Genomic DNA, 23,769 nt, shown 5'->3' on the forward strand with positions numbered 1-23,769 from the left:
CGATTTGCCCCATGCAAAGCGCCACGATCCCACCACCTGCCGCCAGCCGGGCATCGCTGGTCGTGCCAGCGCTGCTTGCCTGCTACCTGATCTGGGGCTCCACGTATCTCGCTATCCGCTACGCGCTTGAAAGCTTCCCACCCTTCTTCCAGATGGGAACGCGGTTCCTGACAGCCGGTGCATTGCTCTTCGCCTGGCAGATGTGGTCAGCCAGGCGAGCGCGCCGCGACTGCGTTTTTCCTGATCGCACGCAGTGGCGCAATGCCTTGATCGTCGGCACGCTGATGCTCGGTGGCGGCATGGGCCTGTGCGCCACTGCCGAGCAGACCATCGGTTCCGGCCTGGTCGCCGCCTTCATCGCCGTCACGCCAATGTGGACGTGCGGATGGGGCTTGATGTTCGGGCAACGGCCAGGCCGGCTCGAATTCGTCGGCATGACCGTCGGGGTAGCGGGTGTGGTGTTGCTGGTCCGCGGGACGAGTTTCGCTGCATCGCCAGTTGGCGTCGCCGCCGTTGCGGGCGCAACGCTGGCCTGGTCCCTCGGCTCCGTACTCTCGACCAACAAGTTTCGCCTGGCGCCTGGTGCGATGGGCTTTGCAAGTGAAATGTTGTGTGGTGGCGCGATGTTGATGCTGCTTTCTCTCGCGATGGGTGAGAACCCGGTGTGGCCGGCGCAGCCTCAAGCCGTGCTTGCATGGCTGTATCTCGTGGTGTTCGGCTCGCTGATTGCGTTCAGTGCGTACCTGTACCTGCTCGCCAATTCGTCTGCCGCCGTGGCAACGAGCTATGCGTTTGTGAACCCGGTGATCGCACTGTTTCTCGGCGTTGTGCTCGCCTCTGAGCACGTCGCTGCGGGCGAATGGATTGCCTGCGGCGTGATCGTTGCCGGCGTTTTCCTGATCTTCAGAGGGAAAACAGCCTCGAATCCCAAGTAAAAAAAACGACACCGCTCAGCGAAAAAAGCGATTTTTCGCTTGGAAACGCGTTTTTTCTCCAGTAGCATCCGCAGTGCCGGAGGAGAGCAATCCGTGCCTCTGGTGGTAAATCAACTTCTAGAAGGAAAAATGATCATGGCAACTGCGAAAAAAGCTGCGAAGAAGACGCCCGCAAAGAAGGCTGCTCCCGCGAAGAAGGCCGCACCGGCCAAGAAGGCTCCTGCAAAGAAGGCCGCTCCCGCGAAGAAGGCTCCTGCAAAGAAGGCTGCTCCCGCGAAGAAGGCTGCTGCTAAAAAGGCTCCCGCCAAGAAGGCAGCACCTGCTAAGAAGGCTGCACCTGCCAAGAAGGCTGCTAAGGCTCCTGCTAAGAAGCGCACGCCGAACGCTGCATTCATGAAGGCCCTGACGCCCAGCGCAGCACTCGCTGCCGTCGTTGGCAGCGCTCCGCTGCCCCGCACGGAAGTCGTGAGCAAGCTGTGGGCTTACATCAAGAAGAACAAGCTGCAGGATTCGGTCAACAAGCGCATGGTCAATGCCGATGCCAAGCTGAAGGAAATCTTCGGCAAGGCACAGGTCTCCATGTTCGAGATGGCTGGCCTGATCGGCAAGCACGTCAAGTAAGTTTGACTCGACATCAAAAGGGCCGGTTCACACCGGCCCTTTTGTTTTCCCCCGCCGCCGGTTTCGACCGGCGTTTTTCATCCACCTACTTTGTACCCACCATGGACATTGAATCGATCGCACGAAAGACAGCGCCGCGCTCGGACTACTGGTCAGTTCGCAGCGTCAGCGAAACCACGCAGCGCATCAGCGTTCGCGACGACGTAGCCGAGGCGCCCATGCGCTCGCGCGATGCCGGCGTGATGGTCAGCGTCATCAAAGACGGCGGCCTGGGCTATGCCGCAACGAGTGACACCTCTGAAGCTGGCCTGCGCCGCGCATTCGACAACGCAACTGCCCTCGCACAAGCGAGCGCCAAACACACCGTGTTTGACTACCGCAAAGTCGAGATGCCGCAGCCCAAGGGCGCCTACCACTCGCCCAACAGCAAGCCCGCCGACAACGTCTCCCTCGCCGAAAAATACGAGCTCGTGCAAAGCGTCTGCGCCAGCGCCAACCTCGGCGCCGCGATTGTGGATCGCGCAGCGTCCATCTGGACCACCACCACCGAACAACTGCTCATCACGTCAGACGGCGGCCGCGCCGAACAATCCTGGAATTTCATGGTGCCCGGCCTCACGGTCGTGGCATCGGCCAATGGCGACACACAAACACGCTCGTCCGCAGGCCAATACAACGGCTTTTGCCAGCAAGGCGGATTCGAAGTGCTCGACCGTGCGGGCTTTGCCAATGACGGCGCACGCGTCGCACGTGAAGCCATCGAGCTCGTGAACGCAGCCAACTGCCCCACAGGCGAGATGGACGTGCTGCTCATGCCCGACCAGATGATGCTGCAGATCCACGAGAGCATCGGCCACCCGCTGGAGCTCGACCGCATCCTGGGCGACGAGCGTAACTACGCGGGCACGAGCTTCGTCACGCTCGACATGTTCGGCACCTACCAGTACGGCAGCTCGCTGCTGAACGTGACCTACGCGCCCGACGTGCAGGCGCAGTTCGCCACGTTCGCCTACGACGACGACGGCGCTGCCGCCGAGCGCCAGTGGATCATCCGTGCAGGCAAGCTCATGCGACCACTCGGCGGCACGGTGTCGCAAGCACGCGCACGGGCTCTCGGCAGCAGCGTGGCAGGCGTCTCCACCACCCGCTCGTGCAGCTGGAACCGCCCGCCCATCGACCGTATGAGCAACCTCAACATCGAGGCCGGCAACTCGACGCTCGACGAAATGATCGCGAGCATCGAATACGGCGTGCTCATGCGCACCAACTCCTCGTGGAGCATCGACGATTCGCGCAACAAGTTCCAGTTCGGCTGCGAATACGGGCAAGTGATCCGCAAAGGCAAACTCGCTGAAGTCGTGAAGCGCCCGGGCTACCGCGGCATCTCCGCCAACTTCTGGCGCTCACTCGCCATGGTCGGTGACGCCTCCACCTTCGAAGTGATGGGCACGCCGTACTGCGGCAAGGGCGAACCCAACCAGGTCATCCGCGTGGGCCATGCAGCACCCGCCTGCAAGTTCACGAACATCTCCGTCTTCGGAGGAGCCAAGTGATGCAGGATTACTTCGAACAAATTGCCGCGGCCGTCTGCACGCCAACGACGGGCGCAGACCTGGTGAGCCTGTCGTTCTCCGCAGAGACCACCGACTTCATCCGCTTCAACCACGCGCTGGTGCGACAAGCCACGCACGTCGAGCAGCGCGTTGCGTCTGTCTCGGTCGTCGCTGGCCAGCGGCGCTCGACCGGTAGCGTCACGTTGAGTGGCGATGCCACGGCAGACATCGCGGCGCTTCTCGCCGAGCGAGCCGCGCTCATCCAACAACTGCCGCTCGTGCCCGAAGACAAGTACCTGCTGCTGCCCGACACCGTGACGTCCACCACCCGTTCGTCGCAAGCCGAGCTACCCACACCTGCCCAGGTGATCGACGCCGTGGCGCAACATGCCGCAGGCACCGATCTTGTCGGGCTCTACGCGGGCGGCCCTGTCATTCGTGGCTATGCCGACAGCCGCGGCCAGCGCAACTGGCACAGCGTGGCGAGCTTCCATTTCGAATGGAGCCTGTACCGCCAGGCAGACCAGGCCGTGAAGTTGTCCTACGCCGGCGCCAACTGGGACGAGAGCGTTTTCGCGCGCAAGATGGCGCGTGGGCGTGAACAGGTCGAGCTCCTCGCGCGGCCGCTCAAGACACTCACGCCAGGCGAGTACCGCGTGTACTTCACGCCTGTCGCTGTGTCGGATTTGATCGGCACCCTGTCATGGGGCGGCTTCGGCCTGAAGGCCTTGAAGACGGGCGTCAGCACGCTGATGCAGCTGCATCGCGGCGAGGCCCAGCTCAGCCCGGAAGTCACGCTGACCGAAGCCGTTCGCGCAGGCACCGCGCCGCGCTTCCAGGAAGACGGCTTCGTCAAGCCCGATGCAGTCAAGCTCGTTGAAGCGGGCCGCCCGGCGGGCACACTCAACTCGCCGCGCAGCGCGAAGGAATACGGTGAGACGGCAACCGGCGCGCAAGCCTACGAGTCGCCCGAGTCACTCGCGATGGCGCCAGGTTCGCTGCCTGAGTCAGACGTGTTGAAGACGCTTGGCACCGGCGTGTACATCAGCAACCTGCATTACCTGAACTACAGCGACCGCGCCGCCTGCCGCATGACGGGCATGACGCGCTTTGCGTGCTTCTGGGTCGAGAACGGCGAGCTCGTGGCGCCCATCTCCGTCATGCGGTTTGACGATTCGTTCCTGCGCATGTTCGGGCCGGGCCTGGTCGCGCTCACGGCAGACGCCGAGATCGCGCCGGACAGCAGCAGCTACGGCAGCCGCCAGCTGTCGAGCATCACGGCGCCGGGGGCCATCGTGGAAGGCTTCCGGTTCGCACTTTGAACCGCGCCGGCTACCGCCAGTCTGGCATCCGCTAGCCTGGCTGGCGCTTGAGGGCGCTCTCGGTAATCGCCGAGAGCGTCCCACGCGTGGTGATGACATCGGGGTCCAGCATGATCTCGATCACTGTCCCCTCTTTGCGCTCGAGTGCGGCTACCAGTTGCGCCTCGAACTCGCTCGTACGCGTGATGCGTACACCCGCATACCCATAGGCACGGGCAAGCGCAGCGAAGTCGGGGTTGGCCAGCTGCGTGCCGCTCACATGCTTGGGATACTCACGCTCCTGATGCATGCGGATCGTGCCGTACATGCCGTTGTTCAGCAGCACGATGATCGACTTCGCGCCCGCCTGAACGGCAGTCGCCAGCTCCTGCCCCGTCATCAAAAAATCACCGTCGCCCGCCATCGTCAACGCAACGCGGCCGCTGACGATATTCGCCGCGATGCCCGCCGGCACGCCATAGCCCATCGCGCCGTTGGTGGGCGCGAGTTGCGTCTTGAACCCCTTCACCAAGCCGTGATGCTTGAAGAAGCGATGCACCCAACTCGCGAAGTTGCCCGCGCCATTGGTCAGCACTGCGTCTTCGGGCAGGTGCTTCGCAAGCAGCGCAACGATCGCCGGCATGTCGATATCACCCGGCAGCTTCTGCGGCACCAGGTTGGCTTCGTAGTCCGCATGCACCGCATCCGTCCACGCGCCCCACGGCACATCCGGCGGTGCAGTCAGCACCTCCAGTGAACGAGCCGCCGCATTCATCGTTGCGTTGATCGCCAGATCCGCCTGGTACACGCGGTTGAGCTCCTGGCTATCGGCGTGAATGTGAATCAGCTTCTGCGCGGACTTCGGCGGCGACAGCAGCGTGTAGCCGCTGGTTGTCATCTCACCGAGCCGCGGCCCGATGGCGATGATCAGGTCACTCTCGCGAACACGCGCCGCCAGCTTCGGATTGATGCCGATGCCCACATCGCCCGCATATTGCGAATGGTGATTGTCGAAGGTGTCCTGGAAGCGGAACGCGTTGCCCACAGGCAGCTTCCAGTTCTCCGCAAAGCGTTGCAAGGCCTGCGCCGACTGCGGCGTCCACCCACCGCCGCCCGCGATCACGAGCGGCTTCGTCGCCTGCAGCAGCATCTCGCGCACTTCACGCAGCGCACCGGGGTCGCTCCACGCCTGCACGGGCTCCACGCGCGGCAGTGGCCGCGCATCGGTCATCTTCACCAGCATGTCTTCAGGCAGCACGAGCACCACCGGCCCGGGCCTGCCATTCATCGCCGTCGCAAACGCGCGGCCAATGTATTCAGGAATGCGATCCGGATCGTCAATGCGCTCCACCCGCTTGGCCATGCCCTTGGTGCTCGGCCCGAAGAAGCTCGTGTATTCCACTTCCTGGAAAGCCTCGCGATCGCGCTGGTCGCTCGCGACATCGCCCACCAGCAGAATCATCGGCGTCGAATCCTGGAAGGCGGTGTGCACACCGATGGATGCATTCGTCGCACCCGGCCCGCGCGTCACAAAGCACACGCCCGGCCTGCCCGACAATTTGCCGTGCGCCTCCGCCATGAAAGCCGCGCCGCCCTCTTGCCGGTTGACGATGAAGCGGATGCGGTCGCGATACGCGTGAAAGCCATCGAGCACCGCCAGGTAGCTCTCGCCCGGCACGCCAAAGCACACTTGCGTGCCTTGCGCGGCGAGGCATTCGACAATCAGGTGTCCTGCGATCTGTGCCATGTGTTTAACGCCTTGACTTTATTAACGCGCCGGTGAATTATCCAGCCATGCCCCGAGCCCCCGCACCCGTTGCCGAAGAGCGCCTGCGCGATGCAGAACGCTCGCAGGCAACCATCTTAAGCGCGGCACGCGACGAGTTCGCCGAGAGCGGGTTGGGTGGCGCGCGCATGGATCGCATCGCCGAGCGCGCAGGCCTGAACAAGCGGCTGATCTACTACTACTTCGAAGACAAGGAAAAGCTCTTCCAGGCAGTGCTCGAGCAAGCCTATGTGGACATCCGCGAGCAGGAACGCAGCCTCAACCTGCTTGCCATGAAGCCAGCTGACGCAGTGCGCCGCCTGATCGAGTTCACCTGGAACTACTACCTCGACCACCCCGAGTTCATCACGCTGCTCAACAGCGCCAACCTCCACCGCGCCCGCCACCTCGAAGGCTCGGAGCGCGTGCGCGAAATGAACTCGCCGCTCATCGCCACACTCGGTGAAGTGCTCGAGCGCGGCCGCAAGGACGGCTCGTTTCGCGGCGGTGTCGACCCGGTGCAGTTGTACGTGTCCATAGCGGGCCTGTCGTACTTCTACCTGTCGAACAACCACACCCTCTCCGCCATCTTCGGCCGCGACCTGCTCTCGGCCAAGGCACGCAATGAGCGCGTCGCCCACATGTGCGACGTGATCCTCGGCTACCTGATCCGCGACTGACCCGGGACGCACCCGCCTGCTTGCCCGCGTCTTGCAAGCCGCGCCAGTGCGCCCTACAATTCACCAATCAGTGAATTGAGGACGGCAGCCCGCACTGCCGCAGTGAAGGAGACACATGGCCACGCAAAGACTCGGACTCATCATGCACGGCGTCACCGGCCGCATGGGCATGAACCAGCACCTGATCCGCTCCATCGTCGCGATCCGCGACCAAGGCGGTGTGCTGCTCTCCAATGGCGATCGCGTCATGCCCGACCCCATCCTCATTGGCCGCAACGCCGACAAGATCGAAGCGCTGGCCAAAGCCTGGAAGATCGAGCGCTGGGGCACCGATCTCGACAAAGCGCTCGAGAACAAGGACGACACCGTCTTCTTCGACGCAGGCACCACGCAGATGCGCCCCACGCTGCTCGCAGAAGCCCTGCGCGCAGGCAAGCACGTGTACTGCGAGAAACCCATTGCCACCAACCTCAATGAAGCCGTCGAGATCGCGCGCCTCGCGCAAGACTCGGGCCTCAAGCACGGCGCCGTGCAAGACAAACTGTTCCTGCCCGGCCTGCGCAAGCTCGACATGCTTCGCCGCGCGGGCTTCTTCGGCAAGATGCTCTCTGTGCGGCTGGAGTTCGGCTACTGGGTGTTCGAAGGCGACCTGCAACCCATCCAGCGCCCCAGCTGGAACTACCGCGCCGAAGAAGGCGGCGGGATGATCCTGGACATGATGTGCCACTGGCGCTACGTGCTCGACAACCTGTTTGGCGAAGTGAAGTCCATCAGCTGCATAGGCGCCACGCACATCCCCGAGCGCTGGGACGAAGCTGGCAAGTCATACAAGGCCACCGCTGACGATGCTGCATATGCCACCGCTGAACTCGTCGGCCACAACGGCGAGCGAGTGATCGCGCAGATGAACATGTCGTGGGCCACGCGCGTTCGCCGCGACGACCTCGTCACCTTCCACGTCGATGGCACACATGGCTCGGCCGTGGCGGGCTTGCAGGAATGCCGCGCGCAAAGCCGCGTGACCACGCCGCGCCCGGTGTGGAACCCCGACGTGAAGCAGACGATGAACTTCTTCGACCAGTGGCAGGTGGTGCCCGACTCGCAGGTGTACGACAACGGCTTCAAAATCCAGTGGGAGCACTTCATCCGCCACGTGGTCGAAAGCGAGCCGTATCGCTGGACACTGCCTGAAGGCGCGAAGGGTGTGCAGCTTGTTGAAGCAGCCCTGCAGTCATGGAAAGAGCGGCGCTGGGTGGACGTGCAGCCGCTGGTCGTGTGAGCACCACTGCAATGCCACTTTCCATCCAACTGCCAGCCGCGAATGGCACTCTCGCCACCTACACGCTGCGCGGTGCGCCTCTTGCGCGACCTGCTCCGGGCCTGACGTTCAATCGCATCGCCTACTCCGCCGCGCACGTCGTTGCCGATCCGCTCGCCGCCATCGACCCATGGCTGCAATGCGCCATCGACTGGGACACCACCATCGCCTACCGTCGCCACCTGTGGTCACTCGGCCTTGGCGTTGCCGAAGCGATGGACACCGCGCAGCGCGGCATGGGCCTCGACTGGTCCACGTCACTCGAGCTGATCCGCCGCTCGCTCGACGCGGCGCGCGACTACCCCGGTGCACTTGTCGCCTCCGGCTGCGGCACCGACCACCTCGTGCTGGATGACGTGAAGACGGTCGACCAGGTGATCGCCGGCTACGAAGCGCAGATGGCCGCCATCGAAAAACTCGGCGGCAAACTCATCGTGATGGCAAGCCGCGCACTGGCCCGTGTTGCCACGGGCCCCGCCGACTACGAGCGTGTGTACGACCGCATCCTCTCGCAGGCGAAGCAGCCCGTGGTGCTGCATTGGCTGGGCGACATGTTCGACCCCGCCCTGGCCGGCTACTGGGGCAGCACCGACACAGACGCGGCAATGGACACGGCGCTCGGCATCATCGCCGCGCATCCCAGCAAGGTGGACGGCATCAAGATTTCCCTGCTCGACAAAGACAAGGAAATCGCGATGCGCCGCCGCCTGCCGGCGGGTGTTCGCATGTACACCGGCGACGACTTCAATTACGCAGAACTCATCGCAGGTGACGGCCACGGCAGCGAGCCGACGCATGGCAAGAGCGATGCGCTGCTCGGCATCTTCGATGCGATAGCGCCTGCTGCCAGCGCAGCGCTCGGTGAACTCGCACAGGGCAACCTCGAGAAGTTCCACGCGATCCTCGGCCCGACGGTGCCGCTCTCGCGCCACATCTTTGCGGCGCCCACGCGCTTTTACAAAACCGGCGTCGTGTTCATGGCGTGGCTCAATGGCCATCAATCGCACTTCACGATGGTGGGCGGCCAGCAAAGCACAAGGTCGCTGCAGCACCTTGCAGAACTGTTCCGCCTGGCGGACGCGGCGAATGTTTTGGTGCAACCAGAACTCGCAATGCATCGCATGAAGACGCTGCTCGCCATGCACGGCGTCGATCAGTGATGCGCGACTTCTCGCAAGACCACCGCTGGCTGTCGATCAACACGGCAACAGTTCGCAAGAGCCGCGGCGTTGATGTGCCGCTCGTTGACATCATCGAAGCGTGCGCACAGCGCGGCATCCGCGCCATCTCGCCCTGGCGCGACCAGGTGGCTGCTGCCGGGCTGGATGTGGTGTCAAAACTCATCAGGCAACACGGCCTCGAACTCTCGGGCTATTGCCGTGGCGGCATGTTCCCCGCTGTCGGCGCAGACGCATTGAAAGCCGCGCGTGACGACAACCGCCGTGCCGTGGATGAAGCGCGCGAGCTCAACGCAAAGTGCCTCGTGCTCGTCGTAGGTGCCCTGCCCGGCGCGCTCGCTGGCAAAGCGCTGCACAAAGACATCGCACACGCACGTTCGCAAGTGCGCGACGGCATCGCCGAGTTGCTCGACTACGCCAAGTCAGTGCAGATGCCGTTGGCCATTGAACCCCTGCACCCGATGTATGCCGCCGACCGCGCGTGCGTCAACACGATGGAGCAGGCGCTGGATGTGTGCGACGAACTCGATCCCTCGCACTCCGGCGCCCTCGGCGTTGCCGTGGACGTGTATCACGTGTGGTGGGACCCGAAGTTGCAAGCGCAGATCGAGCGTGCGGGCCAAAGCCGCCTGCTTGCCTTCCACGTGTGCGACTGGCTCACGCCCACGACCGACCTGTTGAACGACCGCGGGATGATGGGCGACGGCGTGATCGACATCCCGCGGATTCGCGACTGGATGGAAGCGCAGGGCTTTGCCGGCTACAGCGAAGTTGAAATCTTCTCGACCGGCAACTGGTGGCAGCGGGACATGGCCGAGACACTCGACACGTGCCTTGCCAGGCACCGGGCCACTGTCTGACCCGGCAATCGTTACCCCGCCGCCGTCAGCATGTTCTGCACACCCGTGCGAACGGGCGTAGCAGCCACCCGGGGCTTCTCTGCGCCCACATCCACATCGCCGGAGAGTTGGCCGCCCTCTTCAATCACGATCTTGCCGTAGTGGACTTTGCCGGTGACCTTGCCCGTCGAATAGATCACGAGCTTCTGGCGCGCATTCAGGTTGCCCTCGAAGTGGCCGCGGATTTCTGCAATGTCGATGTCGGCAGAGCCCTTGAACGAGCCGCGCTCTGAGATCTGGATCACACGCGAATCCATCGTTGCCTCAACTGAGCCTTCCACCACAAGCGTGTCGCAATCGGTGATCTCCACGCCCTTGAGCTTGATGTTCGGGCCGACGGTGAGCTTGCTCTCGCCTTCCTTGGCAGGCACGGTATTGGCTGCGGGCATGCTGGGTGCGGCTACTGATGCAGATGCAGATGCTGCGCCTGAGGGCGACGACCCTGTCGAGTTCTGACCCTGCCCCTGCGTGCGCGGCTGGGTATACGGATCGCTGTCGCGCTTGTTGAAAAACGGGGATTGCAGTGCCATGGTGTACTTCCTCTGATTCACGGTTGTAAGAGCTGCCGATCCTACGGACGGGCTGCATTACATGTTCACCGCGTAACGCAAGTTAAGTAACCATTGGCTGTCTGCACCACCAGCCATGCGCGATCAATAGCTCACCGAATAACGGGCACCGCGAAACTTCAGCACCGCGATCTTCGGCTTGACCTCTTCGAGCACCACACCGGAAGTGATCTCGCTGCCTTCGCTGAACACCTGGCCATTGACGATCAACATGCGCTGCGCACGATTGGCGGAATACACACCGCCGCTGATGGAGAGCTTGGGTGCATCGGCAGGCAGGCCCGCAACGGGCGGTGCTGGCGGCGCATTCGCGGCAACGGGTGGCAACAAGGGCGCTATGGGAGCGGGCCCGGTGGCGGCAGGCGGCGCCGTCGGCATCGCAGGCGGCTCCATGCCGGGCGGCTGTTGCTGCGCAGGCGGCAGCGGCAGGGGCGCCACACCCGGTGCGTTGCTGCCAAGCTGGCGCGGCGCGGCCTGGGGCTTGCCCGTGAACCGCGGCTGCGCCTGCTGCGTGAATTGCGGTGGCAGCTGCGGCGACTCAGGCATGACTTTGCTGCCCACCACCGGCCCCATGGGCGCCATCATCGGCATGCGGATCGCCTCGCCTGGCTGCGGTTGCGGCCGCGGCTCGGCGTTGATGATCACGGGTGCTGCCGCCACCACGTCATCGCGTTGCGCCTGCTGCGCCTTGACCGCCTGTGCCTGGCTCACCTCGGGCTGCCGGTTGTACAAAGCCCAGGCTGCGAACGCCACAGCGACGACGGCAACGCCAGCGCCCACGTAATACCAGGGCCGCAGCCGCCCCGGCTCATTCACGCCTGACGGCAAGCGCGCGCCCTGCGAGTTGATTCCCTGGGCGGACTCACGCGCGCGCTGCGCGTCGGCTTTGCGAAGGGCGTCGAGGATGTAGGACATGGTCTTGGTCGGTTACTGCGTGCGCAGGCGCGGCTCTTCGACGCCTGCAGCACGATTGAGTTGCATGTAAGTCATCGGACCCGGCAGGCCGTCCGGCTCCAGTCCGTGCGAAAGCTGGAAGGCGCGCAGCTGCGCCTTCAACGCGTTGTCGAGCGTGCGCGGGCCGGCGGGCGGCGGCAGCTTGTCAATGGCAGCGAGCCTGGCGGCGATCCAGTCCACAGTGGCGCCGCCCTTGTTCTCGCCGGTCGGCCCGGTGTAGCCGGCAGGCGTGCGCCACAGCGTCGCGAAGTCGCCCTGCCAGCGCGCGGCGAGTGCGGCGAGCGTCACTGTTTGCTCGGTGCCCGCAGCAGACAGCGTTGCCGTGTCACGCGAGATGGCGGTGAGCAACGCGTAGCTTGGCGATCCACTCGTCGCGTCGAGCTTGATGATGCCCGGGCGCCCCAGCTCACGAATCATCGGCAGGCCCACGTTGCGCGTGAAGCACTGCAGCTGCTCGCGCGCGAGCGCCTTGCAGGGGTCGCCCTCGCCCGGCTGCGCCTTCCAGCCCTTGGCGAGGTCACGCCATGCGTCGTCCACCTGGCGATAGAGAACGGGAGCGGCGACAGGTGATGCAGCAGCAGATGCAGCCGCGGATGCTGCCGCCGTGGCAGGCGCAGCAGCGGCCAGCGCTACCGAGGCGGATGAAGCCGCAACCGGCGCCGGCGAGCTTGCCGGGGCTGCGACGGCCACCGATGCCGAAGCCGCCAGGCTCGCAGCCTTGGCAGGCGCTGCAGCCGCCTTTTGCGTTGTCGCCACCGCCTGCGCATCGCGCTCGCGCATCAGAGTGGTCGCCACGGCAAACAACCCTGCACCCGCAACCAGCCCCAGCGCCAGCACCCAGCCCAGCCGCGCGCGCCCAGGTGCAGAAGGCGCAGCAAGCGTTTCAAAGACCTCTGCCGCCGCCTTGTCCACCGTCTTGCGGTCCACATCGGGCCGGCTGTTGGCAAAGGCTCCGAGCAACGCGCGGTCGCACAGCAAATTGATGCGCCGGGGCACGCCACGCGACAGCTCGTGGATGCGCCGCAGCGCCTTTGGCTGAATCGGCATCGGCCGGTTCAGCCCCGCCACATCGAGCCGGTGCTCGATGTATTGCGCCGTCTCCGCGGGCGTGAGCGGCCCCAGGTGGTAGCGCGCAATCACGCGCTGGGCGAGCTGCTCCAGCTCGGGCCGCGCGAGCATCGTGCGCAGCTCGGGCTGGCCGATCAGCACGATTTGCAGCAGCTTGCGCTCGCGTGTTTCCAGGTTGGTGAGCAGGCGCAGTTGCTCCAGCACTTCGGCTTCGAGGTTCTGCGCCTCGTCGATGATCAGCACGTTGTTGCGGCCCGCCGCATGCTCCTTGAGCAGGAATGCGTTGAGCGGATCGAGGTAGTCCTTGACGGTGGTGGTGCGCCCCTGCTGCGCAGGCACGTCGATGTGGAATTCATCGCAGATCGACTGCAGCAGCTCGATCACCGTCAACTTCGGGTTGAAGATGTAGGCGACGTTGCAGTCTTTGGGGATCTGCTCAAGGAACAATCGGCACACGGTTGTCTTGCCCGTGCCGATCTCGCCCGACAGCAACACAAAACCGCCGCCCCCACCCAGCCCATACAGCAGGTGCGCCAACGCCTCGCGGTGACGCTCGCTCATGAAGAGGTAGCGTGGGTCCGGCGCGATCGAGAAAGGCTCGTGCTTGAGCCCGAAATACTCGGCGTACATGCGCCAAGGATACCGTTACGCCGCAGCAGGGGTCCGCTTAAGCCGCAGCCAGCGGTAACGTTATGCCGTAGCCAGCGGTAACGTTATGCCGTAGCCAGCGGCGTGCGCCGCACGCGCCGCACATTGAACGCGCTCGTGATCAGCACACCCTGCATGAACACCAGGCCCAGCCACACGCCGCGATATTGCTCATGGTCCATCAACGAGCCGAAGATCAGCGGCGCGATGGCCTGGCCGATATCGAGGCCTGAGTAGACGATGCCGTACACCCGGCCCGTCGAGTTGTCGGGCGTCGAGCGCTTGACCAGCAGATCGCGCGAAGGCCCTGCAATGCCGCTGGCAAAACCCATCGCGCCGAACAGCACCGGCACGGCCAATGCAGGCACGCTGCCAAGGCCGATCCACAGCGCGATGAGCGCCGCTGCGCCAAAACCCAGGCCGACGATGCGCTCGCACTTCTCGGGGTTGGACGCGAGAAAGCCACCCAGCACCATGCCCGCAGCGCTGCACACCATGTACACCGTGAGGCACATCGCCGCGAGCGCGATAGGCACGTCATGCAAGTGGCGTGCGGCTGTGGGCGCGAACGCCTGGATCACGCTCAAGACCACCGCGTAGAAAAAGAAGAAGCCAAAGCACATCCACACCGCGGGAATACGCAGGAAGTCGAAGCTGCCCTCCGGCTGGCCCTGCGCGGACTTGTGCGCGGGCGCTGCTACCGGCAGGTGGAACTTCTCGCGGTTGAACCACATCACGGCGAGCACGACGAATGCCAGGGTGCCCGCCGTCTGCAGCGCTGCGCGCCATGAAAAAGCGATGGCAACAGGAACGAGCAACGCAGGCGCCAGCGCCCAGCCCAGGCTGCCCGTGATGCCGTGAAAGCTGTACGCGTGGCCCAGCCTCGGCGCGCTCACCTTGCGATTGAGCAGCGTGTAGTCCACCGGGTGGAACACGCCGTTGCCAATGCCCGCCACCACCGAGAACAGCATCATCGTGGTGTAGTTCGGGCTGAGCGAGAAGCCGAACGCAGCAACGCCCAGCAATGCAAGGCCTGTGAACAGGATAGGGCGCGGGCCGTACTTGTCAACGAGAAAGCCCGACAACGCCTGCACGCTGCAAGAGACAACGAAGAAGATCGTCATCAGGAAGCCGAGCTCGGTGTAGCTGGCGTTGAACTCATCCTTGAGCCACGGGAACAGCGGCGCCAGCAGCAACTGCGAGAAGTGGCTGATCATGTGGGCCAGGCCCACCAGGCCGATCACGCCCGCATCCTGGCGAAGGCTCACGGGGGGCAAGGCGGCCGCGTTGGTCGTAGTCATGGTGCGCATCGTAGTGCGGACGCGCGCTTCTGAAATGCGACGGAACGACAGGTTTCAGCGAAAATCGGCCAATGGCTACCCGCGCGCCCAAAGTCACGCCGATTGGCGACACCGATCCATTCCGGCCCACGCGTGGGCGGCCCGTTCGCATCCGTGCGCGCACGATGCGGGCGGATTCGCACTTCGAGCCGCACAGCCACGCCTGGTCGCAGCTGGCGTATTGCGCGAGCGGCATCGTGCAAGTGACAGCCGAACGCGAAGGCACAGGCAGCGATGAAGTGACCTACATCGTGCCGCCCTCGCGCGCCGTGTGGATCGCACCGGGCGCCCGTCACGCCGTGCACGTGCTGGAAGAAGCGCAGTTCCGCACGCTGTACATCGACGCGTCGGTAACGCCCGCCGGGTGGAGCGGCTGCCGCGTGATCGTCGTCTCACCACTGCTGCGCGAGCTGATACAGGCGCTGGACGCGCCGCTGGCGCAACCCGCATCGCCACCCGCACGCGGCATCCGCAAGGATCGCGAGGCGTCGCTCACGCAGCTCGTGCTCGACGAGATCACGCACGCCGACATCCAGGCGCTGGGCGTTCCGCGCCCGCATGCGCAAGACGGCGACAAGCGGTTGCGCGCGCTGTGTGAGGCTGTGCTTGCCGCGCCGTCGCTGCGCGCGACATTGGGCGAATGGGCTGCGCAGGTTGGCGCGAGCGAGCGCACGATGGCACGATTGTTTCGCGATGAGCTGGCGATGAGCTACCAGCAGTGGCGACAACAGGTCGTGCTGGCGCACGCCCTGCCCCTGCTGGCACGCGGCATGCCGATCAGCCACGTGGCGGCGGCCAGCGGCTATGCGAGCGACAGCGCCTTCACTGCCATGTTCAAGGCGGCACTGGGCACGCCGCCCAGCAGCTTCCAGGTCAAGGGCGGCGCTTGAGGCGCCTGAGCTGGCTCAGGTGGCTCCAGCGGGTTCACCGGCTTCGGGCCCAGAGGGCTTGCATGGCTGCGATGAATTCGCCGCGGATTGCGGGGTCGGCCACTGGCACCGCCTTGCCGGCTACGTGAACATCGCGCAAGCGCGCGTCAGGGCTTGAGAAAATCGCGGCGTCGAGCAGGTGGCTGCGCGGCACACCCGCGAGCGACGGCGAGTCGGTATCGATCACCGAGAAGTCCGCACGCTGACCCACGGCGAGCCCGCCCAGCGCAACGCCGGCCGCCGCCGGCCCGCCATGCAATGCGCCCTGGAACAACGCAGCCGCACTGCTCACGCTGAGCGCCGACGATGCAGCCACATTGCGCTTGCGCAGGGCAAGCCGCTGCGAATACTCGAGCAGCCTCAACTCTTCCTGCCAGCTGCGTGTGACATGGCTGTCCGAGCCAATCGACCAGTTGCCGCTGCGGCCCAGCCACGAAGGCAGGTCGAAGATGCCGTCGCCCAGGTTGCCTTCCGTCGTGGGGCACAGCACGATGGCCGCACCCTTCTCGCGCACGCCGTCGAGTTCGCGCGGCGTGGCGTGCGTGGCATGCACGAGGTTCCAGCGCTGGTCGATGCCCACGTGCTCCAGCAGCCACTCGATGGGGCGCTGGCCGTGCTCGGCCACGCAGTCTTCAATCTCGCGGCGCTGCTCGGCGATGTGGATGTGAATCGGCATGCGTGCCGCTGACGCAGCAACATCACGCAGCTGCTGCCGCGCCACCGCGCGAATCGAGTGCAGCGCAACGCCCGCCGTCACGTTGCTCGCAGCACTCTCGCGTGCACGGATCTCCTGAGCGATGCGCATGACCGAGTCAGGTGTGGATGCAAACCGCGCCTGGTCTTCGCGCAAGCCCTTGGCTGCAAACCCCTGCCGCATGTACAGCGTGGGCAGCAGCGTGAGGCCGATGCCCGTGCGTTGGGCCGCACGCACGATGGCCAGCGACATCTCCATCGGGTCCGCATAGGCGGCGCCGCCGACATCGTTGTGCAGGTAGTGAAACTCGCACACGTGGGTGTAGCCGGCCTGCAGCAGCTCGGCGTAGAGAAACGCGGCGATGGCCTCCAGCTGGCCGGGCGTGATGCGGTTGGCCGCGCTGTACATGCGGTCGCGCCAGCTCCAGAAGTCGTCGTCCTGCGATTCGCTGCGCTCTGTCAAACCCGCAATCGCGCGCTGGAACGCATGGCTATGGGCGTTCACGAGGCCAGGCAAGACGGGGCCAGTCAGTGTCGTCGCACCTGCACGCGCTTCGTGCGGTGTATTGGCATCGATGCCGGCCCACAAGCCGTCAACGCCCACGGTGAGCAGAACGTCTTGCGCCCACTCGCCGTTGACCCATGCCGCCGTTGCGAAAAACCGCTTGCCCCCCTCAGCCATACATCGCCTCACAGGCAGCCAGTGCCGCACCCATCATGTCTCCAATCACGGGCTGCACCTGGCTCGCCAGCGCTTCGTTGTACGCGTACGGCGGCTGCTCGCTCATGTAGAGGCACTGGCACATCTCGAGTTGCACGGCATGGACGTTCTGCGACGGATTGCCGTAATGGCGCGTGATGTAGCCACCCTTGAAGCGGCCGTTCAGGACGTGGCTGACTTGCGGATACTTTGCCGCCGCACCCGCCACCGCAGCCGCAACGCGCGTATCTGCGCTCGCGCCATTGGCCGTGCCAATATTCAAGCCGGGCAGCACGCCCTCGAACAGCCACGGGATTTCGGAGCGGATGCTGTGCGCGTCCCAGAGCAGCGCATAGCCATGCTGCGCCTGGATGCGCGCCAATTCAGCGCCCAGCGCATCGTGATACGGCCGCCAGTAGTGCTCGCGGCGGCGCTCGCGCTCCTGCACATCGGGCTCGCGCCCCGCCACATACAGCGCATCGCCCGTGAAAAACCGCGTGGGGCACAGCTCGGTATTCGACGCGCCTGGATACATCGGCGCGTCATCCGGCGGGCGGTTCAGGTCGATCAGATAGCGCGAGTAACGCGGCCGGATCACGCTCGCGCCCAGGCGCCCCAGCTGGTCGTACAGCCGCGCCAGGTGCCAGTCGGTGTCTTCCACAGCCAGCGCGCGTGGCACGTAGCTGCCGTGCAGCTCCGGCGGAATCTCAGTGCCGATGTGCGGCATGCTGACGAGCAGCGGCGCGGTGCCGGTATCGAGCGTGAAGGTCATCGTATGGTTCCGCGATAGATCACCTGGTGCATCGGGTTCGCGCCCATCACATACGCCAGTTGCGCGGGCCGCTCCACATCCCAGAGTACGAAGTCCGCGCGCTTGCCGGCTTCGATCACGCCGCGATCATGCAGCCCCAACGCCTGCGCAGCGTTGCGTGTGACACCCGCAAGCGCCTCGTGCGGCGTCAGGCGGAACAGCGTGCAAGCCATGTTCAGCATCAAGAGCAGTGACGTGCACGGCGAGCTGCCGGGATTGCAGTCAGTAGAGATCGCGATCGGCACACCGTGCTGGCGCAGCAGGTCCAGAGGCGGCACACGCGTTTCGCGCAGGAAGTAAAACGCACCGGGCAGCAGCACGGCAACTGTGCCCGCCTTCGCCATCGCCGCTGCGCCCTCGTCGCCCAGCCACTCCAGGTGGTCGCAACTCAGTGCGCCATAACTCGCGGCCAGCTGCGATCCACCGCTGTCGCTGAGCTGCTCCGCATGCAGCTTGACCGCTACGCCTGCCTGGCGCGCCGCCTGGAATACGCGCTCCACCTGCGCCGGCGTGAAGGCGATCCGTTCACAGAATGCATCCACTGCATCGACAAGGCCCTCTGCCTTCAAGACAGGCAGCATGGCGACCACGGCATCGACGTAGTCGTCAGGGCGGCCAGCGAACTCCGGTGGCACTGCATGCGCGCCCAGGAATGTCGTGCGCACGTCCACGCGCTCGTTCACGCCCAGTTCACGCGCGGCGCGCAGGCACTTGCGCTCATGGTCCAGCGACAAACCGTAGCCCGACTTGATCTCGATCGTGGTCACGCCTTCGCTCATGAGTGCGCGCAGCCGCGGCAGGCTTTGTGCGATGAGGCCCGCTTGGCCGGCGGCGCGTGTCGCCTTCACGGTCGAAGCGATGCCGCCTCCAGCGCGGGCGATGTCTTCATACGTGGCGCCGTTCAGCCGCAGCTCAAATTCGTGGGCCCGGTCGCCGCCATAGACAAGATGCGTATGGCAGTCAATCAGGCCGGGGGTGACGAGGCGGCCACCTGCATCGTGTTGCAGGGCACAGCGCTGCGCGAGCTCGGCGGGCAGACCGGCGTGGGGCCCGACCCAGGCAATGGATTCACCCTGCACCACGATGGCGCCTTGATCAACCAGCCCGTAGGGCGTGCCAGCGTCCGCGCGCATCGTCGCAATGCGGCAGTTGCTCCACAGTTGCAGCGTCACGGCTCGACCTCCATCCACAGCGCGTCGCGGCTCTCCACGCGAACCCGCGCGCCATGATCCACAGCACGCCACGCCAGCATGCCTTCGTCGATCACAAGAGGCTCGTCGTCGACCGTGATGCTGGTGGGTGCATTGGCGTACACCGCCACGATGACCCGCGCGTCGCAGTGCTCCTGCCTGACTTGCGTGACACGATGCATGGCAGCCACCCGGCCGCGCACCATCAGGTTCAGATCCTGTGTGGCACCAGCGATCAAATGGCAATCGACGGCTGCGCCGCCGTCGAAGGCCAGTGGCGGGTCGTCGCGCGTCACACGGTGCTCGCGATCGCCCACCTTCAGCACGACCCCTGCGCCATGCAGCACCGCAAACCATCGCTTCACACCGGCAAAGGCGGAGAACGGTCCATCGTTTTCAACTTCGGCCACCGAGATGCGCAAGCGCCAGTCGTCAGGGCCAGGCATCGCCAGCAATTCACGCGTGGTGCCGCCGCCATTGCGCCACGGGCGTGATCGAACATCGGCCAGGCGGACCAGGTTCCATTTCATGCCTGGAATTCTCCGGCAAAGCTGTAGCGCGTGCCGGGATAGACCAGCCGTGCAACGCTCGCCACGTGCGGGCCGCTCACCGTGCGCCGCATCATGACGAGGCAAGGATCGGTTCGCTTCACGCCGAGCTCGCGCGCCTCTTGCGCCGTAGGCAGGCACGCTTCGATGGAATAGCTGGCTTCTGTGAGCGGGGCGTGCCGCAGCAGGTAAAGCGTGGGCGATGTCCTGGTGAAATCAGTGTCGAGGTAATCAGGCGCTGCAGCAGGATTGACGTAGCGGTCTTCATACTGGATGGGCACGGCATTTTCGAGGTGGACCAGCACCGTGTGGAACACCTTCGCGCCTGCTTTCAGCTGGAACGAGGCCGCGACTTCCGGCGACGCCTTCACCCGCTCGACAACGACAACCCGCGTGGTGTGCACATGCCCGCGCTCGGCCACTTCTTCATGGATGTCGCGGATGACGAGCCGCGATGAAATCCGGTGCAAATGCGCCACGCGCGTGCCCGAACCCTGCACGCGGTCGACCAGGCCTTCAGCAGAAAGCTCGCGCAGCGCGCGATTGACGGTCATGCGGCTGATGCCGAACTGCGCCATCAACATGGCCTCGCTCGGCACCGGGTCGCCCGGGCGCCATTCGCCACTGGCAATGCGTGTGCGGATGAATTCCTTGACCTGCTCGTACGCGGGGATGGCTCGCATGGTGGGTTCGTGTTTCGGCAGCAGGATAACCCAGTTGACACAAGTTGTATAGACAACTAGGATTTGCGCGAACTCATGCCTCCAGGTGGAACGAATGTCAGACTTGTCCAGCACGCCATTCCTCGAAAGCCGCGCCCGCCCCGTTCGCTCGCCCCATGGCACGCAACTGTCGTGCGCCAACTGGCAGATCGAAGCGGCGTACCGGATGATCCAGAACAACCTGGATCCTGCCGTGGCGGAAAACCCGGATGAACTCGTCGTCTATGGCGGCATCGGCAAGGCGGCACGCAACTGGCCCGCCTTCGACGCGATTCTTGATTCGCTGCGCAAGCTGCAACCGGACGAGACACTGATGGTGCAGTCAGGCAAACCAGTCGGCATCTTCCGCACGCATGAAGGCGCACCGCGCGTGCTTATCGCCAACTCCAACCTCGTGCCCAAGTGGGCGACGTGGGAACACTTCAACGAACTCGATCGTGCGGGCCTGATGATGTTTGGCCAGATGACGGCTGGCAGCTGGATCTACATTGGCACGCAGGGCATCGTGCAGGGCACGTACGAAACATTTGTCGAGGCAGGCCGCCAGCACTTCAACGGCGACCTCTCGGGCCGCTGGGTGCTCACTGCGGGCCTGGGCGGCATGGGTGGCGCGCAGCCGCTGGCCGCCTCGTTCGCGGGTGCCTGCTCGCTCAACATCGAATGCCAGCAGTCACGCATCGACTTCCGCCTGCGCACGAAGTACCTCGACAAGCAGGCCAAGGATCTCGACGAAGCGCTCGCGATGATCGCGCACCACACCTCGCGCAAGGAAGCCGTGTCGATCGGCTTGTGCGCCAACGCGGCCGAGGTCGTGCCCGAGCTGGCACGTCGTGCGAAGGCGGGCGGCATGCGCCCCGACATCGTGACGGACCAGACATCGGCGCACGACATCATCAACGGGTACCTGCCCGCGGGTTGGTCCGTCGCGCAATGGCAGGCCGCGCAGAAAGACGCGTCTCAACATGCCGCCCTGACGAAGGCTGCCGGCGAATCGTGCGCGGCGCATGTGCAGGCCATGCTCGACTTCCACGCGATGGGCGTGCCCACCGTCGATTACGGCAACAACCTGCGCCAGGTCGCGAAGGACTATGGCGTTGCCAACGCGTTCGACTACCCCGGCTTTGTGCCCGCCTACATCCGCCCGCTGTTTTGCCGCGGCGTCGGGCCGTTCCGCTGGGTGGCGCTCTCGGGCGACCCGGAAGACATCCGCAAGACCGACGCGAAGATGAAGGAGCTGTTCCCGCACAACGCGGCGCTGCACCGCTGGCTCGACATGGCGCAAGAGCGCATCAGCTTTCAGGGCCTGCCCGCGCGCATCTGCTGGATCGGGCTGGGCGAGCGTCACCTCGCGGGCCTGGCGTTCAATGAAATGGTCAAGAGCGGCGAGCTGAAGGCGCCCATCGTCATTGGCCGTGACCACCTCGATAGCGGCTCCGTCGCGTCGCCCAACCGCGAGACGGAAAGCATGAAGGACGGCAGCGACGCGGTGAGCGACTGGCCGCTCTTGAACGCGCTGCTCAACACCGCCAGCGGCGCGACGTGGGTGAGCCTGCATCACGGCGGCGGCGTCGGCATGGGCTACTCGCAACATTCGGGCGTGGTGATCGTTTGCGACGGCACGAAGGAAGCTTCAGAGCGAATCGCCCGTGTGTTGTGGAACGACCCTGCCACCGGCGTGATGCGTCATGCCGACGCGGGTTACGACATCGCGATCAAGTCCGCACGCGACAACGGCCTGAAGCTGCCGATGATCGGGCCGGCCCGCGCATGACTGAAACGCTTGTCCCTGGCGAGCTGACGCTCGCGCAATTGCGTCGCCTGTGCGCGCCTGTTCATGTGCCGGTGCAACTCGCACCCGCTTGCCGCAAGGCGATCCGCGCGAGTGCTGCGCTGGTGCGCAAAGCAGCGGACGGCGATGCGCCTGTGTACGGCGTGAACACCGGCTTCGGCAAGCTCGCGACGACGCGCATCGCCAAAGACGATCTCGCGTTGCTGCAATTGAAGTTGCTTCGCTCGCATGCAGTGGGCGTGGGCGAGCCGCTGCCCGCCAGCACGGCGCGGCTGGTGCTGCTGTTGAAGGCGGCGAGCCTGGCGCGCGGCTATTCCGGCGTGCGAGAAGAAGTGGTCGATGGCCTGCTCGCGCTCTACAACCAGCAGATCACGCCCGTCATTCCGTGCCAGGGCTCGGTCGGAGCTTCGGGCGACCTCGCACCGCTCGCGCATCTGGCACTGCCGCTGATTGCCGAAGGCGAAGTGTTCTACCAGGGCGAGCGCATGAACGCTGCTGCGGCGCTCAAGCTCGCTGGAATCACCCCCCTGCAACTCGGCGCGAAGGAAGGCCTGGCGCTGATCAACGGTACCCAAGTCTCCACAGCGCTCGCTATCGACGCCCTGCTCGCGACAGACCGCCTCTTCGAATCCGCCGTGATTGCAGGCGCGCTCACGCTCGATGCCGCGCGCGGCAGCGACGGCCCGTTCGACCCGCGCATCCACGAAATTCGCGGCCAGCCGGGGCAGATCGATTGCGCAGCAGCCTATCGCGCCATCATGGTCGGCAGCGAAATCCGGCGCTCGCATTTGCAGGACGACGACCGCGTGCAAGACCCGTATTGCCTGCGCTGCCAACCGCAAGTGATGGGCGCCTGCCTCGACCAGATGCGGCACGCGGCGCGCATCCTGATGATCGAGGCGAATGCCGTGACAGACAACCCGCTCGTGTTCGACAACGAGATGCTCTCGGGCGGCAACTTCCACGCCGAACCCGTGGCGCTGGCCGCTGACGGACTCGCTCTCGCCATCGCAGAAATTGGCGCCATCGCCGAGCGACGGATTGCGATGCTGGTGGACACCGTCGTGTCGCGCCTGCCGCCCTTCCTCACGCCCGACCCGGGGCTCAATTCGGGCTTCATGATCGTGCACGTGACGGCTGCTGCGCTGGCCTCCGAGAACAAGTCGCTGGCGCATCCCGCCTCGGTGGACAGCCTGCCCACCTCCGCGAACCAGGAGGACCACGTGAGCATGGCGACCTTTGCGGCGCGGCGGCTGGGCACCATGCTGCAGAACACGGCGCACATCGTCGCGATCGAGTTGATGGCGGCGGCGCAAGGCATCGAATTCCTGCGGCCACTCAAGACGAGCGATGCACTGGAAAGCGTGATGCGGCTCGTGCGCAGCGTGTCGCCCGCGATGATGCAGGACCGCAGCCTGGCACGCGAGATCGCCGCGGTGCATCACCTTGTGGCCAGCGGAGATGTAGGTCGCGCGACCGCATCGCAGATCACAGAGTTGCACGCATTGCGTTTGGCATGAACCCTGCATAGATTGAACGACTACCTCACCCACGGAGA

The 23,769-nt window shown here is 65.0% G+C and carries 21 protein-coding genes; 11 read left to right on the forward strand and 10 right to left on the reverse strand.

What is annotated here, in order from left to right; translation table 11 throughout:
* The first annotated feature begins 11 nt into the window (after nucleotides 1-11).
* The 4 genes from yedA (at nucleotide 12) to GHT07_RS01345 (ending at nucleotide 4,431) form a co-directional block, all read left to right on the forward strand.
* Nucleotides 12-935: a drug/metabolite exporter YedA gene (yedA, locus tag GHT07_RS01330; RefSeq protein ID WP_153583245.1), complete on the forward strand. Its 924-nt coding sequence runs from the start codon at nucleotides 12-14 to the stop codon at nucleotides 933-935.
* A 135-nt stretch (nucleotides 936-1,070) separates the two neighbouring features.
* On the forward strand, nucleotides 1,071-1,556 hold the full coding sequence (locus GHT07_RS01335) for an SWIB/MDM2 domain-containing protein (protein WP_153583246.1): 486 nt from the start codon (nucleotides 1,071-1,073) through the stop codon (nucleotides 1,554-1,556).
* A gap of 101 nt (nucleotides 1,557-1,657) precedes the next feature.
* Complete coding sequence (locus GHT07_RS01340) at nucleotides 1,658-3,109, forward strand: TldD/PmbA family protein (RefSeq protein ID WP_153583247.1); 1,452 nt, start codon at nucleotides 1,658-1,660, stop codon at nucleotides 3,107-3,109.
* Nucleotides 3,109-4,431 (forward strand): TldD/PmbA family protein, encoded by a 1,323-nt coding sequence (locus tag GHT07_RS01345; protein ID WP_153583248.1) that lies wholly within the window; start codon nucleotides 3,109-3,111, stop codon nucleotides 4,429-4,431. The genes GHT07_RS01340 and GHT07_RS01345 overlap by 1 nt, the downstream gene beginning before the upstream one ends.
* A 31-nt stretch (nucleotides 4,432-4,462) precedes the next feature.
* Here GHT07_RS01345 and GHT07_RS01350 read toward each other — a convergent pair whose 3' ends face one another.
* A complete protein-coding gene (locus tag GHT07_RS01350; RefSeq protein ID WP_153583249.1) occupies nucleotides 4,463-6,157 on the reverse strand; it encodes a thiamine pyrophosphate-binding protein in 1,695 nt (564 codons plus the stop codon).
* 47 nt (nucleotides 6,158-6,204) lie between these two features.
* On the opposite strand from GHT07_RS01350, the gene GHT07_RS01355 reads away from it, so the two are divergent.
* From GHT07_RS01355 to GHT07_RS01370, 4 genes are all read left to right on the forward strand, one after another.
* The gene (locus GHT07_RS01355) at nucleotides 6,205-6,855 is read left to right on the forward strand and encodes a TetR/AcrR family transcriptional regulator (RefSeq protein ID WP_153583250.1); all 651 of its coding nucleotides are present in this window, start codon (nucleotides 6,205-6,207) and stop codon (nucleotides 6,853-6,855) included.
* Between the two features lie 115 nt (nucleotides 6,856-6,970).
* Nucleotides 6,971-8,134, forward strand: coding sequence for a Gfo/Idh/MocA family protein (locus GHT07_RS01360; RefSeq protein WP_153583251.1), 1,164 nt, complete (start codon nucleotides 6,971-6,973; stop codon nucleotides 8,132-8,134).
* 11 nt (nucleotides 8,135-8,145) lie between these two features.
* Nucleotides 8,146-9,333, forward strand: a complete 1,188-nt coding sequence (locus GHT07_RS01365; protein ID WP_153583252.1) for a dihydrodipicolinate synthase family protein — start codon at nucleotides 8,146-8,148, stop codon at nucleotides 9,331-9,333.
* A complete protein-coding gene (locus GHT07_RS01370) occupies nucleotides 9,333-10,211 on the forward strand; it encodes a sugar phosphate isomerase/epimerase family protein (protein ID WP_153583374.1) in 879 nt (292 codons plus the stop codon). Before GHT07_RS01365 ends, GHT07_RS01370 begins: the two co-directional genes overlap by 1 nt.
* Before the next feature lie 11 nt (nucleotides 10,212-10,222).
* Here the strand turns inward: GHT07_RS01370 and GHT07_RS01375 are convergent, their stop codons facing one another.
* The 4 genes from GHT07_RS01375 to GHT07_RS01390 form a co-directional block, all read right to left on the reverse strand.
* Nucleotides 10,223-10,780 carry a bactofilin family protein gene (locus GHT07_RS01375; protein ID WP_153583253.1) on the reverse strand — a complete coding sequence of 186 codons (558 nt, stop codon included), beginning with the start codon at nucleotides 10,778-10,780 and terminating at the stop codon, nucleotides 10,223-10,225.
* Nucleotides 10,781-10,903: 123 nt separating this feature from the next.
* Entirely contained in the window at nucleotides 10,904-11,734 is an 831-nt protein-coding gene (locus GHT07_RS21605; RefSeq protein ID WP_153583254.1) for a general secretion pathway protein GspB, read from the reverse strand.
* Nucleotides 11,735-11,746: 12 nt separating this feature from the next.
* Nucleotides 11,747-13,471 carry an ExeA family protein gene (locus GHT07_RS01385; RefSeq protein WP_153583255.1) on the reverse strand — a complete coding sequence of 575 codons (1,725 nt, stop codon included), beginning with the start codon at nucleotides 13,469-13,471 and terminating at the stop codon, nucleotides 11,747-11,749.
* Between the two features lie 83 nt (nucleotides 13,472-13,554).
* On the reverse strand, nucleotides 13,555-14,790 hold the full coding sequence (locus GHT07_RS01390; protein ID WP_153583256.1) for an MFS transporter: 1,236 nt from the start codon (nucleotides 14,788-14,790) through the stop codon (nucleotides 13,555-13,557).
* A gap of 71 nt (nucleotides 14,791-14,861) precedes the next feature.
* On the opposite strand from GHT07_RS01390, the gene GHT07_RS01395 reads away from it, so the two are divergent.
* Nucleotides 14,862-15,719, forward strand: a complete 858-nt coding sequence (locus GHT07_RS01395) for an AraC family transcriptional regulator (protein WP_153583257.1) — start codon at nucleotides 14,862-14,864, stop codon at nucleotides 15,717-15,719.
* A 34-nt stretch (nucleotides 15,720-15,753) separates the two neighbouring features.
* Here the strand turns inward: GHT07_RS01395 and GHT07_RS01400 are convergent, their stop codons facing one another.
* Genes GHT07_RS01400 through hutC form a run of 5 tightly spaced genes read right to left on the reverse strand, consistent with a single transcriptional unit; the run spans nucleotide 15,754 to nucleotide 20,383 of the window.
* Nucleotides 15,754-17,133, reverse strand: a complete 1,380-nt coding sequence (locus GHT07_RS01400) for a formimidoylglutamate deiminase (protein ID WP_153583258.1) — start codon at nucleotides 17,131-17,133, stop codon at nucleotides 15,754-15,756.
* Entirely contained in the window at nucleotides 17,126-17,923 is a 798-nt protein-coding gene (gene hutG, locus GHT07_RS01405) for an N-formylglutamate deformylase (protein ID WP_153583259.1), read from the reverse strand. Before hutG ends, GHT07_RS01400 begins: the two co-directional genes overlap by 8 nt.
* Nucleotides 17,920-19,134 carry an imidazolonepropionase gene (hutI, locus tag GHT07_RS01410; RefSeq protein ID WP_407646583.1) on the reverse strand — a complete coding sequence of 405 codons (1,215 nt, stop codon included), beginning with the start codon at nucleotides 19,132-19,134 and terminating at the stop codon, nucleotides 17,920-17,922. The genes hutG and hutI overlap by 4 nt, the downstream gene beginning before the upstream one ends.
* On the reverse strand, nucleotides 19,131-19,682 hold the full coding sequence (locus GHT07_RS01415; RefSeq protein WP_153583260.1) for a HutD/Ves family protein: 552 nt from the start codon (nucleotides 19,680-19,682) through the stop codon (nucleotides 19,131-19,133). Before GHT07_RS01415 ends, hutI begins: the two co-directional genes overlap by 4 nt.
* Nucleotides 19,679-20,383, reverse strand: coding sequence for a histidine utilization repressor (gene hutC / locus GHT07_RS01420; RefSeq protein WP_153583261.1), 705 nt, complete (start codon nucleotides 20,381-20,383; stop codon nucleotides 19,679-19,681). The genes GHT07_RS01415 and hutC overlap by 4 nt, the downstream gene beginning before the upstream one ends.
* Before the next feature lie 94 nt (nucleotides 20,384-20,477).
* Here hutC and hutU point away from each other — a divergent pair, with 94 nt between their 5' ends.
* Nucleotides 20,478-22,193, forward strand: a complete 1,716-nt coding sequence (gene hutU / locus GHT07_RS01425; protein ID WP_153583262.1) for a urocanate hydratase — start codon at nucleotides 20,478-20,480, stop codon at nucleotides 22,191-22,193.
* Entirely contained in the window at nucleotides 22,190-23,731 is a 1,542-nt protein-coding gene (hutH, locus tag GHT07_RS01430) for a histidine ammonia-lyase (protein WP_153583263.1), read from the forward strand. The genes hutU and hutH overlap by 4 nt, the downstream gene beginning before the upstream one ends.
* Nucleotides 23,732-23,769: the final 38 nt, after the last annotated feature.

It is taken from the genome of Caenimonas koreensis DSM 17982 (assembly GCF_009646335.1).
GTDB classification, from domain to species: Bacteria; Pseudomonadota; Gammaproteobacteria; order Burkholderiales; family Burkholderiaceae_C; genus Ramlibacter; species Ramlibacter koreensis.

Excerpts from the sequence above, each read along its gene's own strand:
- GHT07_RS01350 (WP_153583249.1), bottom strand. The coding sequence starts at position 6,157 with ATGGCACAGATCGCAGGACACCTGATTGTCGAATGCCTCGCCGCGCAA.
- GHT07_RS01375 (WP_153583253.1), bottom strand. The coding sequence starts at position 10,780 with ATGGCACTGCAATCCCCGTTTTTCAACAAGCGCGACAGCGATCCGTAT.
- GHT07_RS01360 (WP_153583251.1), top strand. The coding sequence starts at position 6,971 with ATGGCCACGCAAAGACTCGGACTCATCATGCACGGCGTCACCGGCCGC.
- GHT07_RS01340 (WP_153583247.1), top strand. The coding sequence starts at position 1,658 with ATGGACATTGAATCGATCGCACGAAAGACAGCGCCGCGCTCGGACTAC.
- hutC (WP_153583261.1), bottom strand. The coding sequence starts at position 20,383 with ATGCGAGCCATCCCCGCGTACGAGCAGGTCAAGGAATTCATCCGCACA.
- GHT07_RS01370 (WP_153583374.1), top strand. The coding sequence starts at position 9,333 with ATGCGCGACTTCTCGCAAGACCACCGCTGGCTGTCGATCAACACGGCA.
- hutU (WP_153583262.1), top strand. The coding sequence starts at position 20,478 with ATGTCAGACTTGTCCAGCACGCCATTCCTCGAAAGCCGCGCCCGCCCC.
- GHT07_RS01415 (WP_153583260.1), bottom strand. The coding sequence starts at position 19,682 with ATGAAATGGAACCTGGTCCGCCTGGCCGATGTTCGATCACGCCCGTGG.
- GHT07_RS01385 (WP_153583255.1), bottom strand. The coding sequence starts at position 13,471 with ATGTACGCCGAGTATTTCGGGCTCAAGCACGAGCCTTTCTCGATCGCG.
- yedA (WP_153583245.1), top strand. The coding sequence starts at position 12 with ATGCAAAGCGCCACGATCCCACCACCTGCCGCCAGCCGGGCATCGCTG.
- GHT07_RS01345 (WP_153583248.1), top strand. The coding sequence starts at position 3,109 with ATGCAGGATTACTTCGAACAAATTGCCGCGGCCGTCTGCACGCCAACG.
- GHT07_RS01390 (WP_153583256.1), bottom strand. The coding sequence starts at position 14,790 with ATGACTACGACCAACGCGGCCGCCTTGCCCCCCGTGAGCCTTCGCCAG.
- GHT07_RS21605 (WP_153583254.1), bottom strand. The coding sequence starts at position 11,734 with ATGTCCTACATCCTCGACGCCCTTCGCAAAGCCGACGCGCAGCGCGCG.
- hutG (WP_153583259.1), bottom strand. The coding sequence starts at position 17,923 with ATGACCTTCACGCTCGATACCGGCACCGCGCCGCTGCTCGTCAGCATG.
- GHT07_RS01400 (WP_153583258.1), bottom strand. The coding sequence starts at position 17,133 with ATGGCTGAGGGGGGCAAGCGGTTTTTCGCAACGGCGGCATGGGTCAAC.
- GHT07_RS01355 (WP_153583250.1), top strand. The coding sequence starts at position 6,205 with ATGCCCCGAGCCCCCGCACCCGTTGCCGAAGAGCGCCTGCGCGATGCA.
- hutH (WP_153583263.1), top strand. The coding sequence starts at position 22,190 with ATGACTGAAACGCTTGTCCCTGGCGAGCTGACGCTCGCGCAATTGCGT.
- GHT07_RS01365 (WP_153583252.1), top strand. The coding sequence starts at position 8,146 with ATGCCACTTTCCATCCAACTGCCAGCCGCGAATGGCACTCTCGCCACC.
- GHT07_RS01395 (WP_153583257.1), top strand. The coding sequence starts at position 14,862 with ATGGCTACCCGCGCGCCCAAAGTCACGCCGATTGGCGACACCGATCCA.
- GHT07_RS01335 (WP_153583246.1), top strand. The coding sequence starts at position 1,071 with ATGGCAACTGCGAAAAAAGCTGCGAAGAAGACGCCCGCAAAGAAGGCT.